Origin of the sequence: Mesorhizobium sp. WSM4935 (assembly GCF_029625735.1) — a bacterium.
In the GTDB taxonomy this organism is placed as follows: Bacteria; Pseudomonadota; Alphaproteobacteria; order Rhizobiales; family Rhizobiaceae; genus Mesorhizobium.
Window position 1 is genome coordinate 138705 of record NZ_JARTVR010000004.1, and the last position, 15622, is coordinate 154326.

Consider the following 15622-nt stretch of genomic DNA (forward strand, 5'->3'; position numbering starts at 1 on the left):
CGATCTGAAAAAGGAACACCCGCCCGGTTGTCCGGGCAGGTGCCATGAATCCGGATGACCGATTACTTCGCGGCCGGCGGAATGGTCAGCCTCGCGCCGAGCGGCAGGCGTCGCGGCTTGTAGTCCTTGTTGGCCTCGGAGATGAGCTTCCATTTGGTGGCGTCGCCATAGGCTTTCTTGGCCAGGTCCCAATAGGTATCGCCGGCGGCGACGGTGTGGCTGGTTTCCGCCGGCTTGGTTTCAGCTGGCTTGGCCGGCTCGGCGGCGGGAGCAGGGGTTGCCGGTGCAGCCTCGGCAGGCTTTGCCGGTTCAGTGGCCGGCGCCGCGGGCGCCGTCTCAGCCGGTTTCGCGGTCTCGGCGGGCGCGGCGGGGGCGGTCTCAGCCGAAACGGACGGCGGCGTGCCGGCAATGTCGCTGGAACCGGAAGGCAGAGCCGGCATTGCCGGTTCGCTGTTTGCCGGCGCAGCCTCGGCCGGTTTTGCTGCCTCGGCCGCGGGCGCCTGAGTGGCGGCGGGAGCGGTTTCGGCGGGCTTTGCCGGTTCCGCAGGCTTGGCCGGCTCGGCCGCCGCGGTCGTCGCCGCAATCTCGGTGATGCGGCCGTCGAGCTTGGGCGTGTAGGGCCGATGCGCGCCGAGATAGTCGGCCACCACCTGCTCCAGGCCGGGGCCGTAGTCATAGGCGTCCGTCGCCTTCTCGGCGAAGACCTTGTAGCCGTCGCCACCCTGGCGGACGTAATTGTTGGTGGCGACGAGGTATTGCTTGTCCGGATTGATCGGCGCCCAGGCGCCGTTCTCCATCACTTCGACCGATTTGACGCGGCCGGCATTGGGCGCGACCGACTTGTCGAAGGAATATTTCAGCCCGGCGACCTGCGGGAAACGGCCGGCGCCGTCCTCGACCTGGCTGAGGCCGCTTTCGAGCCCCGCAACCAGGTCCTTGCCCGAGATCTTGAAGGTGGCAAGTGTGTTCTGGAAGGGCAGCACGGTCAGAACCTCGCCCATGGTCACCGTGCCCTGGTCGATGGAGGCGCGCAGGCCGCCGCCGTTCGAGATGGCGATCTCGACGCCCTGGCCCTTGGTGCGGTCGAGGATGGCGTCGGAGACGAGATTGCCCATCTCGCATTCGCGCGCGCGGCAGTTCTCGCGGCTGCCGTCGATCGCCTTGGTGGTCTCGGCCACCTCCTTGTTCTTCAGCGCCTCGATCGGCGCGCCGAGCTCCTTGATGCGGGCAAGCACGACGGGATCGGGCGTGATCGACTTGTCGAGATAGATCGGGGCGCCGCTGGCTTCCTTGACGACGCCGTTGTCGTCGAACACGACTTTGAACTCACCGAGATATTTCGAATAGGAGGCCGCCTGCACCACCGGCACCTTGTAGCCGTCGGGGTTGTCGACCATCGTCGGGTACGGTCCCTCGGCCTTCGGGTCGGTGTTCGACAGGAGCGTGTGGCTGTGGCCGCCGACCACCACGTCGACACCCGGGATCTTGGCGATCACGTCGCGCTCGCGCCGGTAGCCGATATGAGTGACCGCGATGATCTTGTTGACGCCTTGCGCCTTGAGCTTCTCGACTTCGGCGGTGATCGCCTTGACGTCATCCGTGATGGCGATGTTCGGACCAGGCGAGGCGAGTTCCGGCGTGTCGTTGGTGACGGCGCCGACAATGCCGATCTTCTGGCCGCCGACCTCGACGACGATCGAAGGCTTGATCTTGTCCTTGGCGCCGGACTTGTCGTTGGGCACGACATTGGCGCTGACGATCGGGAACTTCGCCTTATCGAGGTAAGGCACCAGGGCGGCCTCGCCATCGTCGAATTCGTGGTTGCCGAGCGTCACCGCGTCGGGCTTGATCTGATTGAGGAATTCCTCTTCCACCGCGCCCTTGTAGGTTGTGTAGAAGAGCGACCCCTGGAAGCTGTCGCCGGCATTGAGCAGCAGCACGTTCTGGCCTTCGAGCTTCTTGCGCTCCTCAGCGATCGCGGTGATCAGCCGTCCGGCGCCGCCGATGCATTCGCCCTTGGTCTCTTCGTCGGCCGAACAAGTCGACTCGTATTTGTTGTTGCCTTCGATTCGGCTGTGCCAATCGTTGAAATGCAGGATGTTCAGCGTGTAGTCGGCAAAAGACACGCCCGGCGACAGGCCGAGCGCCGAGGCGGACAGGGTTAAGATCGCGGCAATCTTCTTCATCTTCGTCTCCCGGATGAGCTGACCCTCAGGGTGTCTAACGCCGTCGCTTGACCGGAAAATAACAGCCAGCCTCGGTTCATGTTCACATCGGGTTCCGACCGATGCAAGCACAAATCAGGGAGACGTTTGCCGGCACAAAAAAGACGGCGGCTCGCGCCGCCGTCCCTTTCAGCGAAACATTCGCCAGCCTCAGGCCCTGCGCGTCAAGACGAAGTTCTGGCCGCTGGCGCTGGTGCAGTTGAGCTGGCTGGTGGAGACCATAAGACAGTTGAAGCTGACCGGCGTCTGGCGGATCAGCGAGGTGCCGTGGATCTCGACCGAGGTCGCTCCGGTCATGGTGTAGCTGCCTTCCGACAATTTCTGCCCGGTGTCGGTGGCGACGGTGGTGAACTTGCCGGCCGTGAAGGTCGACAGGCCTGTGCCCTTGGCATCGATCCAGTTCCCCTCGACACCCTTGGGTGCGGCGGCGGGCAGTGGTTCCGATGGTCCGGTGGTGGTGCAGGCGGCCGCAGCCAGAAGGCTTGCCGCGGCGCCCGCCGCAAGCAGTTTGCGCGCGATGGTCATGATGAAATCCTCTCCTCAGTCCGCACCTTTCAATCGCCCGATTTCCGGGCGATTGCAAGGCGGTGAGGGCAGTGTGCCCCGTTGCTATCGGACCAGGATGTTGCGGAACTGCCACGGGTCGTCCTTGTCCAGGTCCTCGGGGAAGAGGCCCGGCCGGTTATCCAGCGGCGTCCAGTCGGTGTAGTACCCCCTGACCGGCCCGAGATAAGGCAACTGCACTTCGAGGCAGCGCCGGTAGTCCATCTCGTCGGCCTCCACGATGCCGGCGGTCGGGTTCTCCAGCGCCCAGACCATGCCGGCGAGCACCGCGGAGGTCACCTGCAGGCCGGTGGCGTTCTGGTAGGGGGCGAGCTTGCGCGCCTCGGCCAGTGACAGCTGCGAGCCGTACCAGTAGGCATTCTTGTCGTGGCCGTAGAGCAGCACGCCGAGCTCGTCGACGCCGTCGACCAGCTCGTTCTCGTCGAGCACATGGTGGACCGGCTGCGGCTTGCCGGCAGCGCCGAACATCTCGTCCAGCGACAGCATGGCGTCGTTGCTGGGATGATAGGCGTAGTGGCAGGTCGGGCGGTATTGGACCTTGCCCTTCTTCGAGCGCAGGGTGAAGAAGTCAGCGATCGAGATCGACTCGTTATGCGTCACCAGGAGGCCGTATTGCGCGCCCGGCGTCGGGCACCAGCTGCGCACGCGCGTGTTGGCGCCGGGCTGCTCCAGATAAATCGCCGCCTTGGAGCCGTGCTTGTGCTTCTTGCCATTCTTCGGCATCCAGTTTTCATGCGTGCCCCAGCCGAGCTCGGCCGGCTGCAGCCCTTCCGAGATGAAGCCTTCGACCGACCAGGTGTTCCAGAACACGTCCATCGGCTTCGGCTTCTTGGTGCGCTGGGTATCGCGCTCGGCGATATGGATACCCTTGACGCCGGCCTTCTTCATCAGCCTGGCCCAGGCTTCGCGATCGTCCTGCGCGGGCTCCGAAAACTCCAGACCGAGATCGGTGGCGAGGTTGACCAGCGCCTTCTTGACGAACCACGAGACCATGCCGGGATTGGCGCCGCAGGTGGAGACCGCCGTCGGGCCGCCCGGCTTGTCCTGCTTTTCCTTGATCATCGCCTCGCGCAGCGCGTAGTTGGTGCGGCTGGCATTGTCGGCCTCGGCGTTGAAATAGAAGCCGAGCCACGGCTCGACGACGGTGTCGATGTAGAGCACGCCGAGCTTGCGGCACAATTTCATCAGGTCCACCGAGCCGGTGTCGACCGACAGGTTGACGCAAAAACCCTGGCCGCCGCCATTGGTCAGGAGCGGCGTGAGCAGCTTCTTGTAATTCTTCTCGGTTACCGCGTCCTGCATGAAGGTGATGCCGCGCTCGTCGAGCAGCTTGCGATCGGTGTCGCGTGGGTCGATGACCACCATGCGCGACTTGTCGAACTTGAAATGGCGCTCGATCAGCGGCAACGTTCCCCGCCCGATCGAGCCGAAGCCGATCATCACGACAGGACCGGTGATTTCACCGTAAACGGGCCAGTTTTCATTCGCCATTTTTTCGCGCACTCCTTCGAACATATGCAAAACCGGGCGCTTTTCGCGCCGGGTCAAGCGCTACAATCACAGATCATTGTCACAAACCAGCGAAATCACCAATTGCCGGCTAACTCGCGTGGCGGCGTGGTTAAGCCGCTTTGGACATGCCGCTGAGATAGGCGATCAGCCGGTCACGGTCGGCGGTCAGGCCCTTGTAGTCGAGCTGGGCCTGATCGAGCGCGTTGAGCTGCTCCGCGAATGACGCGGCAAGCATCGCCCTGTCGGGGTGGCGGGCGAGCACGGCCAGCGGATCGAGATGGATGCGGATGGTGAAGAGGATGTCGCGCGACACTGGCAACTTGCGCAACGTCTGGCGTTCGACGCGGATGAAGGCATGGGCTTTGACGTCGCCGCCGGGGAAGCGGCTCGGGCGGTTCGCGGCGCGGTCGATGCGCTCGACATTGGAGAGCGGATGATAGAGCGCATCGCCCGCCTGGATCGACCAGTTGAAGCGCTCGACCGCCTGGCCCTGCAGGCCGTCGAACATGCGGTTGATGAGCTCGGCCGGCCGCGTGCCGGGTCCGAATCCAGGCACCGGTTCGTGGATCTCCTGCAGCGGCTTGCCGAATTTTTCCCGCAACGACCAGGACGAAGGGAAGCAGAGCGAACCGGCGGCAAGCCGCCAGCCGCGCTCGTCGCGACGCATCAGGATCATATCTTCCTGGACAAGCAGCGACGCCCTTGCCAGCGGCGCCTCGCGCAGGGCGGGGGGCAGCCTGTCGATCGTCCCCTCGAAACCGACCGGCTCGCCCCCGTCGCGGCGGTGCGTGCCGGGATGCGCGGCTTCGAGATGCGCGACGAGCAGGTCCAGCACTTCGCGCTGAGCGTCGCATGTGCCTTCTTCCTCGACAAAGACCTTTTCCGGGACTTCCGCGTAGAGCCGCTGCTTTTCGGCCAGATGCGGCAGCAGGAATTCGTCGACCTCGATCCAGCGCTCGAATTCGAGGGGCTTGAGTCCGATGGTGAAGAGTTTCGAGGACCCATCATAGGGCGTGTGGGTCGGCTGGCGAATAGTCATGCGTTCTTCAAACAGAAAATCGTCGTCGGCTCCAGTCAGCCGAGCGTCGCACGGATCAGCCCGCGCAGCGAGTTGCCGACGAAGATCGCCTTCGCCGCCTTCAGGTCGTCAAAGCTGTAGACCGCTTCCACGGCGCGGCCTTCGTCCAGAAGCTCGCCGCGCAGTATTCCAGGCAAAAGGCCACAGTCGAGGCGGGGCGTGGCGAGCGTGCGGTCGCCGAAATCGGCGAAGAGATTGGTGATCGTGCCCTCGCAGAGCTCGCCGCGCTCGTTGGCCAAAAGCACTTCGTCGGCGCGGGTCGAGAGATATTCGCTGCGCGCCTGCGTATAGACTTGGCGCAGGCTTGTCTTGTGGCGCAGCAGTGTATTGGCGGAATCGACACGGATCCGCGCCAGCTGCAGCCGCCAGATCTTGTCGGCGGGCAGCGGTTCATAGGGTTGAGCGGCGGCCGTCGCTTCGCCATTGCGCTGCAAGGCAAGGCGCACGCGCAAGGCAACTTTATGTCCGCCGACGGTGTTCGAAAGCACATCGCCGGTGCGTTCAGGGTCGCAGGCGAAGCCGAGTTCAGCGGCGGACGCATAAAGCCTCGCAAGGTGGCGCTCGAAGCGCAGGAAGCCCGAGCCCGGCTCCCAGCGCATGGTCTCGATCAGCTCGAAGCCGGCACTGTTCCCGTCGCGAAGCGCGCTTTCAACAGACACTCCCGGTACTCCTCTTCGGCGGTGGAATCGAAGACGACGCCGCCGCCGACATTGTAGACGGCCTCGCCGTCGGCAAAGAGCGAGATGGTGCGGATCGCTACCGAAAAACGCATCCTGCCTCCAGGCGCGATCCAGCCGATGGCGCCGCAATAGACGTCTCTCGGCGTGTCTTCCAGCTCGTGCAGGATTTCCATGGCACGGATCTTCGGCGCACCGGTGATCGAGCCGCAGGGAAAGAGCGCGGCGAAGATCTGGCGGATGCCGATGCCGGGCAAAAGCCGTGCCCGCACCCGGCTCACCATCTGGTGCACCGTCGGATAACTCTCGATGCGGAACAGCTCCGGCACGTCCAGCGTGCCGACTTCGCTGATCAGCGAGATGTCGTTGCGCAGAAGGTCGACGATCATCCGGTTCTCGGCCTGGTTCTTCTCGTCGTTGCGCAGGAAGGCCTTCAGCCGCGCATCTTCCGCCTTGGTCGCGCCGCGCGGCGCGGTGCCCTTCATCGGATGCGTCTCGATCATGCCGTCGGCATCGATCTCGAAGAACAATTCGGGCGACCGCGACAGGACGATCGGATCGCCGAGCGAGACCAGCGCGCCATATTTGACCGGTTGGCGTTCCGTCAGCGCGTCGAAGGCAGCGAGCGGATCGCCGGACCATTGCGCACGGACCGGGAAGGTGAGGTTACCCTGGTAGCAGTCGCCCTTGCGGATGTGGTTGTGGAGGCGCGCGAAGCGGCGGGCATAGTCCTCGGCGGACCAGGTTGCCCTGGCATCGAAGATCGGGCCGTTGCTGGCGCGCACCGCATTTTTCGGCACGGCCTGCTCGACGGGCGCATCGAAGATGCCGAGACGGACCAACGGCGCGCGGCGGTCTGTGGGCAGAAGCGGCACCAGTTTCGGTTCGAGCAGGTAACCGGCTTCGTAAGAGAAATAGCCCGCCAGCCATTTGCCGGAGTCGGAGGCGGCCTGCGCCTTTTCAAGCGCGGGCGTGAACTCTTCCGCGTCGTGCGCGACGATGATCTCGCGCGGCCGGTCGAAGACCAGCTGACGAGCGGTCGCGTCGTTGCGGAAAATGGCTGCGGGCAGAGACATAAGCCTTGGATGCGGACAATTCAGTCGACCGCTCTATATGGGGGTTCGGCGTGGCGCAATCGAGGGAACGGCGTCGGGCGGCGCAAAGCTGGTTGTGGCCCAAAACAAAAGACGGCGCCCGTTGGGACGCCGTCTGCCTGCCAATAAGCTGGTATTCAGCTGTTGCTTGCGGTTCCGGCCGAGGGGAACTGGCGGGCGAATTCGGCCTCGTTGCCGGCGGCCAGCAATTTCGCCTGCTCGATCCATTTTTCGCGCGCGATGCGGCCGTCGAAATTGAGCACCTCCTCGACGCGTTTGACATCGGCATCGGTCCATGCCGCGATCTGGGCATAGGTGGTGACGCCCAGGCCCTTGAGCAGCCTCTCATTGACCGGCCCGACGCCGATGAGGCGGCGCAGATTGTCCGCCTTGCCCGTCGTCGGCGCGGCAGCTTTCTTTGCCGCGGGGCCCGCCGCTTTCTTGGGCGCAGCGGTTTTGGCAGCCGGCTTCGGCGCCACCGCGGTCTTCGTCGCGGCAGGCTTCCTGGCAGAGGCCGGCTTTGCGGCCTTGGCCGATGTCGCAGTCGTCGGCGTCGACATCATCGCCGCCGGCGCCGGCGTGGCGGCCTTGTCGGCTCCGTCCTTGGCGGAAGGCGCGTCGCGCAGCCGGCTTTCGAGATCGGCGCGGGCACGGCCGCAGGCGTCAAGCTCACCCTTCAGCCGATCGCAGTCGGCGCGCAGCCTGTCGCGCTCGCTTCGCGTGCGGTCGAGATCGCCACGCAGACTGTCGAGCTCGCCGCGCAGGCGGCCCCAGATGAACCAGCCGACCAGGACACCCACAACGAACGCCAGGAGCATGTAGAAGAAAGTGCTCATTTCCCTCTCCAGTCCGATCTGTCGGCCGAGGCCCGGAAAGGCGAGCGCACGCCAAGGATCGTCAAAGGTTCCGTGGTTGGCGGAACCGCCGGCTTCAATCGAGCCATCGGCGTTCGGCCTTGTCCCTAGCCGACGGCCATCATCGCATTCGCCGTAGCGCCGCGACCGGCCATCTCTGGCCTGCGCTATGCGTCCGGCTGAGCTTGAGGCCGGACGCTATCATATGGCTTGTCGAAAGCCAGTTGAAAATGCGCGGGAGAGTTATTCAAGAACAGCTATTTAGAGCAAGAATAGATTCTCGCTAATATGCGTCTAGCCTAAATTACTGCGGCCGATGTGCGCGCTGTTGCTGTCGTCAATTGTCGAGCGCCTCCAACTCGTCGATCAGCGAACCGATCACGCCGAGGCCGATCTGCCAGAAAGCGGGATCGGTGGCGTCGAGGCCGAAGGGCGCCAGAAGCTCGGAGTGATGCTTCGTGCCGCCGGCGCGCAGCATCTCGAAATACTTCTCCTGAAAGCCGCGCTCGGCGTTCTGGTAAACCGCGTAGAGCGAATTCACCAGGCAATCGCCGAAAGCATAGGCATAGACGTAGAAAGGCGAGTGGATGAAATGCGGGATGTAGGTCCAGAAGACCTCATAGCCCTCGCGCAGCTTGATTGCCGGTCCCAGGCTTTCGGCCTGCACCTCCAGCCAGAATTCGCCGAGCCTGTCCGAAGTCAGTTCGCCGTTCTTGCGCTCCGCATGCACCTTGCGCTCGAACTCGTAGAAGGCGATCTGGCGCACGACGGTGTTGATCATGTCCTCGACCTTCTGGGCAAGCATCGCCTTGCGCTCGCGTTTGTCGCCGGTCTGCTCGAGCAGCGAGCGGAAGGTCAGCATCTCGCCGAAGACGGAGGCGGTCTCGGCCAGCGTCAGCGGCGTGGAGGCCATCAGCGCGCCCTGGCCGGCGGCCAGCACCTGGTGCACGCCATGGCCGAGCTCATGCGCCAACGTCATCACGTCGCGCGGCTTGCCCATGTAGTTGAGCAGCACGTAAGGATGCACCGACGGCACCGTCGGATGAGCGAAGGCGCCGGGCGATTTGCCCGGCCTGACCGGCGCGTCGATCCATCTGCGATCGAAAAAGCCCCGTGCGATTTCGGCCATGTCCGGCGAGAAACGCTGGTAGGCGGAGAGCACGGTGTCCCTGGCGTCGTCCCAGCTGATCACCGCCTGCGGCGTCTCCGGCAGCGGCGCGTTGCGGTCCCAGTGGTTCATCACCTCCATGCCGAGCCAGCGCGCCTTCATGGCGTAATAGCGATGCGACAGCCGCGGATAGGCCTCGCGCACGGCCGCGGCCAGCGCATCGACCACTTCGCGCTCGACGCGGTTGGCGAGGTGGCGCGAGTCGGCAATGTCCTGGAAGCCGCGCCAGCGGTCCGAGATTTCCTTGTCCTTGGCTAAAGTGTTGGTGATGAGGGTGAAGGTACGCAGGTTCTTGCGAAAGGTCGCGGCGAGCGCCTCGGAGGCGCGGCGGCGGACCTCGCCATTCGCATCCTGCAACCGGTTGAGCGCCGGCTCCAGCGTCAGCTCCTCGCCGTCGACATCGAAGCGCAGGTCGGTCATCGTCTCGTCGAACAGGCGGTTCCAGGCGCCGCGACCGGTGACCGATTTTTCGTGGAACAATTGCTCGATGCGATCCTCGAGCTGGTAGGGCTTGTCCTTCCTGAGGTCGAGCACCCAGGGCCGGTAGTGGCCGAAGGACTTGTCGGCGGCCAAAGCGTTTTCGATCACCGCGTCGTCGATCAGGTTGAGCTCGAGCGCGAAGAACAGGAGATGCGCGCTCGCATCCGTCATCTTTTCCTGGGCGTCGCCATAGAGCTTGGCGCGCTGCGGATCGGCGGTGTTGCCGGCATAGACGAGCCCCGCATAGGAGACGATGCGGCCGATCAGCTCCTCGAGCGCCTCATAGGCTTTCAGCGCCTCGCCCAGCCGGCCAGCGCCGCCACGCCCGGCTTCCGAGGCCAGCGTACCTTTCCAGCGGGTCTCGAAGGCGACGGCGTCGCTGGCCGCCTTGGCGATGTCGCGCTTCAACTCGGGCGCTTCCATGCCGGAATAGAGATCGGCGAGATTCCACTCCGGCAGGTCGCCAAGCCCCGTAGCGCCCTGGCCGGACGTTGGCGCCGCAAGCCGCCGACCAAATACCATGCGCATCAACAATACCTTCCAGAATCAAAGGGAAAGGAGAAGCCGGTCAAATCCTAAGGAATTCGTTCACCGGGTTTTTTGAAACCTTATTTAGAACCCTGTGCCAAGATGATCCATGGGGATTTTCTCGGGCGGACAACTCAAACAGTCATGACAGGTTCCATACTCATAGTCGATGACGATCCGGTGCAGCGCAGGCTGGTCGAAGCCGCGTTGACCAAGTTCGGCCACACCCCGATCGTCACGGATGGCGGCGAGGCCGGCCTCGACGTGCTCGACGGGCCGAACGCACGCGACGTCTCCGTCGTCATTCTCGACCTCGTCATGCCCGGCCTCGACGGCATCGGCGTGCTGAAGGCGATGCGCGAGCGCGCCATCAACATTCCCGTCATCGTGCAGACGGCCCAGGGCGGCATCGAGACGGTCGTCTCGGCGATGCGGCACGGCGCCTTCGATTTCGTCGTCAAGCCGGCGTCGCCCGACAGGCTGCAGACCGCGATTTCCAACGCGCTCAAGGTGGAAGCCGTCGAGGACGAGATGAAGCGCGCGTCGCGGCGACGCGGCGGCGGCCATCTCACCTTCAAGGACATGATCACGCGCAGCCCGGCGATGGACCGGGTGATCCGACTCGGGCAGAAAGCGGCGGCCTCCACCATCCCGATCCTGATCGAGGGCGAGTCGGGCGTCGGCAAGGAACTGGTGGCGCGCGCCATCCAGGGCAGCGGCGACCGCCGCTCGAAGCCGTTCGTCACCGTCAATTGCGGCGCCATCCCGGACAATCTCGTCGAATCGATCCTGTTCGGCCACGAGAAGGGCTCCTTCACGGGCGCAACGGAGAAACACACCGGCAAATTCGTCGAAGCGAATTCCGGCACGCTGTTCCTCGACGAGATCGGCGACCTGCCGCTCGACGTCCAGGTCAAGCTGCTGCGCGCCGTGCAGGAGGGCGAGGTCGATCCGGTCGGCGGCCGCTCGACCGTCAAGGTCGATATAAGGCTGATCTCGGCCACGCACCGCAACCTTCTGCAGCAGGTCAAGGACGGCAAGTTCCGCGAGGACCTGTTCTACAGGCTGAACGTTTATCCGATCTTTGTGCCGCCGCTGCGCGACCGCCGCGACGACATTCCCTATCTTGTCCGCTATTTCATGGAAAAGGTCGCCCCGGCCGATCCGCGCCGCCGCCTTGCCGGCATATCGGCGTCGGCGCTCGCGATGCTGCAGGCCTATGACTGGCCGGGCAACATCCGCCAGCTGGAGAATGCGGTCTTCCGCGCGTCCGTTCTTGCCGAGGGCGATGTGCTGACCGAGGAGGAGTTCCCGCAGATCCGGGCGCAGGTGGAAGGCACGGTCAATCTCCGAGCGGAGCCGGCATCCGCCGTCGCCGAAACCGTTGCGGAGGAGATCCGCCAAGACGATGTTGCCGACACGATGGAGGCTGCCTTGTTCGACGGGGAAGCGCCGGCCAGGCCGCAGCCGCGCTTCGGAACGCTTCGTGCGCTCGACGAGCGGGGCAATGTGCGGGCGCTGGCCGATGTCGAGCTCGAGATGATCAAGCTGGCGATCGACCACTACAACGGCCAGATGAGCGAAGTTGCGCGCCGGTTGGGCATCGGCCGCTCGACGCTCTATCGCAAGTTGAAGGAATATGGCATTGATCCCGAAGCTGGTCGCGTCGACCGGCTTGCCTCGTGACAGACAAGCCTCGAGCCAGCTTGCGCGCTTGAACTCCGAGTCAAATTGTCGCTTTGGACGTGAAAATCCCGGGTTTTCAGCGGTTGGCGTTGCCGACGATCACGCATTAACGCTAACAGTAACAGATCGTGTTCTGGCCGAGGCCGGATTCTTGATCTAAACCAGCGGTTTACCACGAAGTGCTGTGCATCATTTTTGACGGGATATCGCCACGGTGTTACCGCATTTCGGCTTCAATAAACGATGATTAACCATTAGGATCGATATTCGGATGTGAAAACCACGCATCCGTTTGGTCAAATCCGGGGACAAACGGCAGCCTGAAAGCCATTTGATTTGAACAAAATCGAACGACACAAAAACGGGCGGCATTTTGACATGAGCGTCTGGCCAAGGTGGCTGACGTTCCTGATTCTCGCCGTCGGGTTCCTGTCCGCGGCAATGTCGGGCGCCAGGGCGGAAATCCGGTCGCTCAAGCTTTATCACCTGCACACGCATGAGAAGGCCGAGATCGTCTACAAGCGCAACGGGCGCTACGATCCGGAAGGCCTGCGCAAGATCAACATCATCCTGCGCGACTGGCGCCGCAACGAGCCGACCAAGATGGATCCGCGGCTGCTCGACCTTGTCTGGGAAGCCTATCGCGAAAGCGGCGCGACCGATTATATCCAGGTCGTCTGCGGCTATCGTTCGCCGTCGACCAACGCGATGCTGCGCTCGCGCAGCCGCGGCGTCGCCGAGAAGAGCCAGCACATGCTGGGCAAGGCGATGGACTTCTACATTCCCGGCGTGCCGCTGAAGAAGCTGCGCAATATCGGGCTCAAGATGCAGGGCGGCGGCGTCGGCTATTATCCGACCTCCGGCTCGCCTTTCGTGCATATGGATGTCGGCAATGTGCGCCACTGGCCGGGCATCAGCCGCCAGGAACTGGTCAGCCTGTTCCCCAACGGCAAGACGCTGCATGTACCGAGCGACGGCAAGCCGCTGCCTGGCTATCAGCAGGCGCTGGCGGCTTATCAGGCTCGTAAGGGCGCCGGCACGCCCAATATCGAGCTGGCCAGCGCCGGTGGCTCGACCAAGCGGTCCGGCGGCCTGTTCGCCTGGTTCCGCGGCGGCGGTGCCGACGAGGCCGACGACGAGGCCGATGACAGCGCCCCGGCGCCTCAGCAAAAAGCTGTAAAGCAGGTTCAGGTCGCGAGCGCCGCCACGGCCCGCACCAGCAATCTTCCGGGTATCGCGATCGTTTCGCCGAAGGACGCCAAGCGCGCCAATATCCCGCAGATCGCGGATGACAGCGCCGACGATTCGCAGCCGCAGCAGAATACGCCCGAAACGATCATCGCCGCGCTGCCGCCCAAGGAAATCCCGCTGCCCGACTTCGCGCCGCGTCCGAAGGTCGATGTCGGCCAGCAGACGCCGCAGAACGTGCCGTTCGCCATGGCGGATGCCTCGGCGACGACCGGGCAGGCGGTTTCGACCGCACAGGCGCCGGTGCCGGACAAGGTTCCGTTCGGCGCAGCCAGCGCCGCCGAGGCCGCGAGCACCGATCCCGCGCAGGTGGCGGTCAACAACATCCCGCTGCCGACTCGGCGCCCCGACCGCTCGACGCCGGCCGAACTGGCGCCGAAGGACAAGAACGTGCTTCTGGCGCTGGCCGAAACGGCTTCGCAGGACAAGAGCGCAACCGATGCGTTCTCCGTGCTGCCGACCGCACGGCCGCAACCCGGCAAGCAGGATGAGGTCAAAGCTGTTCTCGAACAGGCCAATGCGACCGTCGAGGCCGATGGCGGCGGTGCCGAATACCAGCTCGCGTCGCTGACCGAGCCAGAGCCGCGCTCTGCCTTCAACGATCCGTCAGGCGTCGATGCGGCCTCGCCGCGCAAAGCCATCGCAGCCCTGCCGGCCGGGGCCGATCCCGCGCAGGCGATCGGCGGCGGTGTCAAGACGACGGCCAAGGAAGACAGGGCGTCCGCCCACGATCTGAAGCCAGGACCCAAGGCCATGGTGGTGGCGGCACCGCCGCAAGCCGCACGCTGGGCGCTGGGCAGCGGCGTCAACATCGCCTCGGTTTCCGATCCGACGACGGCGCCGCGCTATGCCTACAACATCGTGCACACGCCGCCGAGCGAAGTGTACACGGCCGGCTTCCAGACGGATGGCCAGGTGCCGGACGCAAGCCGTTTCACCGGCAACGCCGTGAAGTTCCTCTCGGTCGCGCGCTTCCAAACGAAATAGGCGAGCCTGCCCGGCCGCCGCAAAGCCGCGCTGGCCCGCCAGCGCGGTTTTTGTTTTGTGGCGCATCGGTGTTTTGGCTCGTCCGCACTTTTCCCGCTTCGTCTAATGGTAGGACAGTGCCGTTTGAAGGCGTGAGATCGCGGTTCGAATCCATGAGCGGGACCAGACATGGCAATGCCTCAGTCGGCGTTCCATGCGTGCATCTTCACGCCTGGCTGAACTTACCGTGAGCTTGGAACGCCGCGCCCAATGATGGGTTGAAACGGGTTCGTTCCAAACTGAGGATATTCATGAAGAAGATTGTATTGGCGTCAGTTCTGGCGCTGGCTGCGGCATCGGCTGTCGTCGCTCCCTCGCAAGCCGAAACCGTCATCGTCAAGACCGGAAAGCATCATTGCGCGACCAAGCTGGTGACGCATTGGCGCCACCATCACAAGGTGGTCGAGAAGGTCAGGGTCTGCAGATAGTTGCGTTCAAGACTACCCCGGCCGGCGCAAGCCGGCCGGTTTTTTAAAGCATGTCTCCCGAAAGTGGGAACCGGTTTCGGGACAAAGACATGCGTAGAATAAAAACCTAAAGCGCAGGGAGCGAATCCGAAAGATCGCGACGCGCTTTAGTGCTCAGTCAATGTCCAGCGTGGCCGCTTCGCCTTTGGCCAGAAGCCGCGCGGCGTCACGCGCCGGAGGCAATCCGAACTGGCGCGCATATTCGCGGCTGAACTGGGAAGCGCTTTCATAGCCGACGGTGAAGGCAACCTGCGCGGCGTTGCCGGACTGCGCGATCAGCAGATGGCGCGCTTCCAGCAGGCGGAGCTGCTTCTGATACTGGATCGGGCTCATCGCCGTCGCCGCCTTGAAATGACGATGAAAGGCCGCATTGCTCATATGTGACAGCTCCGCCAGTTGCGTCACATCGATCGGCTCGTTGTAATGCGCGCGGATCCAGGCCGTGGCACGGCGGATCTGTGAAAGGCGCCCGTCGGCGCGCGCGAGCTGACGCAGCTTCTCACCCTGCGGGCCTTGCAACAGTCTGAACGCGATCTCCCGTTCGAGCATCGGCGCGAGAACAGGAATCTCTGCCGGCCTGTCGAGGAGCCGCAGCATCCGGCACCACGCATCCAGCAGCAAGTCATCGACTTGATCGGTCATGAAGCGATCGCAGTCGATCGCCGGCTTGTGGTCGATGAGCAGGCCGGCGATCAACTCGGTATCGATCGAGAAGGCGATGGCCATGTAAGGCTGCGCGGCGCTCGCCTCGATCAGCTGGCTGGTGGCGGGCGTTTCAACCGCGTAGACGAAATAGCTGCCGGCGCTGTAGGCAAGCGTGCGGTCGCCGATCAGCACCGTTTTGGTTCCCTGCAGAACGAACAGCGTGGTCGGCTGGCAAAGCTCGGGCAACGGCGGCGTCGGAACTTCGCTACGGCCGATCGTAACACGCGGGATAGCCGTGTTCGTGCGCCGCCCGCGCGCATGCCGGGCGGCAATCGCGATCAATTCCTCAAGCGCTTCGTTCATCATTTCA

12 protein-coding genes and 1 tRNA gene are annotated in these 15622 nt (G+C 64.0%); 4 read left to right on the forward strand and 9 right to left on the reverse strand.

Annotated features, from left to right (window positions below):
• Window positions 1–62 precede the first annotated feature (62 nt).
• From P9273_RS12280 to P9273_RS12315, 8 genes are all read right to left on the reverse strand, one after another.
• The gene (locus tag P9273_RS12280; protein ID WP_278049148.1) at window positions 63–2186 is read right to left on the reverse strand and encodes a 5'-nucleotidase C-terminal domain-containing protein; all 2124 of its coding nucleotides are present in this window, start codon (window positions 2184–2186) and stop codon (window positions 63–65) included.
• A 189-nt stretch (window positions 2187–2375) separates the two neighbouring features.
• On the reverse strand, window positions 2376–2750 hold the full coding sequence (locus tag P9273_RS12285; protein ID WP_040997196.1) for a hypothetical protein: 375 nt from the start codon (window positions 2748–2750) through the stop codon (window positions 2376–2378).
• Window positions 2751–2834: 84 nt separating this feature from the next.
• The gene (locus P9273_RS12290; protein ID WP_278049149.1) at window positions 2835–4280 is read right to left on the reverse strand and encodes a homospermidine synthase; all 1446 of its coding nucleotides are present in this window, start codon (window positions 4278–4280) and stop codon (window positions 2835–2837) included.
• Between the two features lie 130 nt (window positions 4281–4410).
• Window positions 4411–5340: a heme-dependent oxidative N-demethylase family protein gene (locus tag P9273_RS12295; protein ID WP_278049150.1), complete on the reverse strand. Its 930-nt coding sequence runs from the start codon at window positions 5338–5340 to the stop codon at window positions 4411–4413.
• 35 nt (window positions 5341–5375) lie between these two features.
• Window positions 5376–6038 carry an aminotransferase class IV family protein gene (locus P9273_RS12300; RefSeq protein WP_278049151.1) on the reverse strand — a complete coding sequence of 221 codons (663 nt, stop codon included), beginning with the start codon at window positions 6036–6038 and terminating at the stop codon, window positions 5376–5378.
• A complete protein-coding gene (locus P9273_RS12305) occupies window positions 5987–7132 on the reverse strand; it encodes an aminodeoxychorismate synthase component I (protein WP_278049152.1) in 1146 nt (381 codons plus the stop codon). Before P9273_RS12305 ends, P9273_RS12300 begins: the two co-directional genes overlap by 52 nt.
• A gap of 155 nt (window positions 7133–7287) precedes the next feature.
• Window positions 7288–7986 carry a proton-conducting membrane transporter gene (locus P9273_RS12310; RefSeq protein WP_278049153.1) on the reverse strand — a complete coding sequence of 233 codons (699 nt, stop codon included), beginning with the start codon at window positions 7984–7986 and terminating at the stop codon, window positions 7288–7290.
• 355 nt (window positions 7987–8341) lie between these two features.
• On the reverse strand, window positions 8342–10180 hold the full coding sequence (locus P9273_RS12315; protein WP_278049154.1) for a M3 family oligoendopeptidase: 1839 nt from the start codon (window positions 10178–10180) through the stop codon (window positions 8342–8344).
• Window positions 10181–10324: 144 nt separating this feature from the next.
• On the opposite strand from P9273_RS12315, the gene P9273_RS12320 reads away from it, so the two are divergent.
• From P9273_RS12320 to P9273_RS12335, 4 genes are all read left to right on the forward strand, one after another.
• The gene (locus tag P9273_RS12320; RefSeq protein ID WP_278049155.1) at window positions 10325–11866 is read left to right on the forward strand and encodes a sigma-54-dependent transcriptional regulator; all 1542 of its coding nucleotides are present in this window, start codon (window positions 10325–10327) and stop codon (window positions 11864–11866) included.
• Between the two features lie 378 nt (window positions 11867–12244).
• On the forward strand, window positions 12245–14101 hold the full coding sequence (locus P9273_RS12325) for a DUF882 domain-containing protein (RefSeq protein ID WP_278049157.1): 1857 nt from the start codon (window positions 12245–12247) through the stop codon (window positions 14099–14101).
• Between the two features lie 91 nt (window positions 14102–14192).
• Window positions 14193–14264, forward strand: a tRNA-Gln gene (locus P9273_RS12330).
• Between the two features lie 127 nt (window positions 14265–14391).
• Entirely contained in the window at window positions 14392–14568 is a 177-nt protein-coding gene (locus P9273_RS12335) for a hypothetical protein (protein WP_198540251.1), read from the forward strand.
• A gap of 153 nt (window positions 14569–14721) precedes the next feature.
• Here P9273_RS12335 and P9273_RS12340 read toward each other — a convergent pair whose 3' ends face one another.
• On the reverse strand, window positions 14722–15615 hold the full coding sequence (locus tag P9273_RS12340; RefSeq protein WP_442920217.1) for an AraC family transcriptional regulator N-terminal domain-containing protein: 894 nt from the start codon (window positions 15613–15615) through the stop codon (window positions 14722–14724).
• Window positions 15616–15622 lie beyond the last annotated feature (7 nt).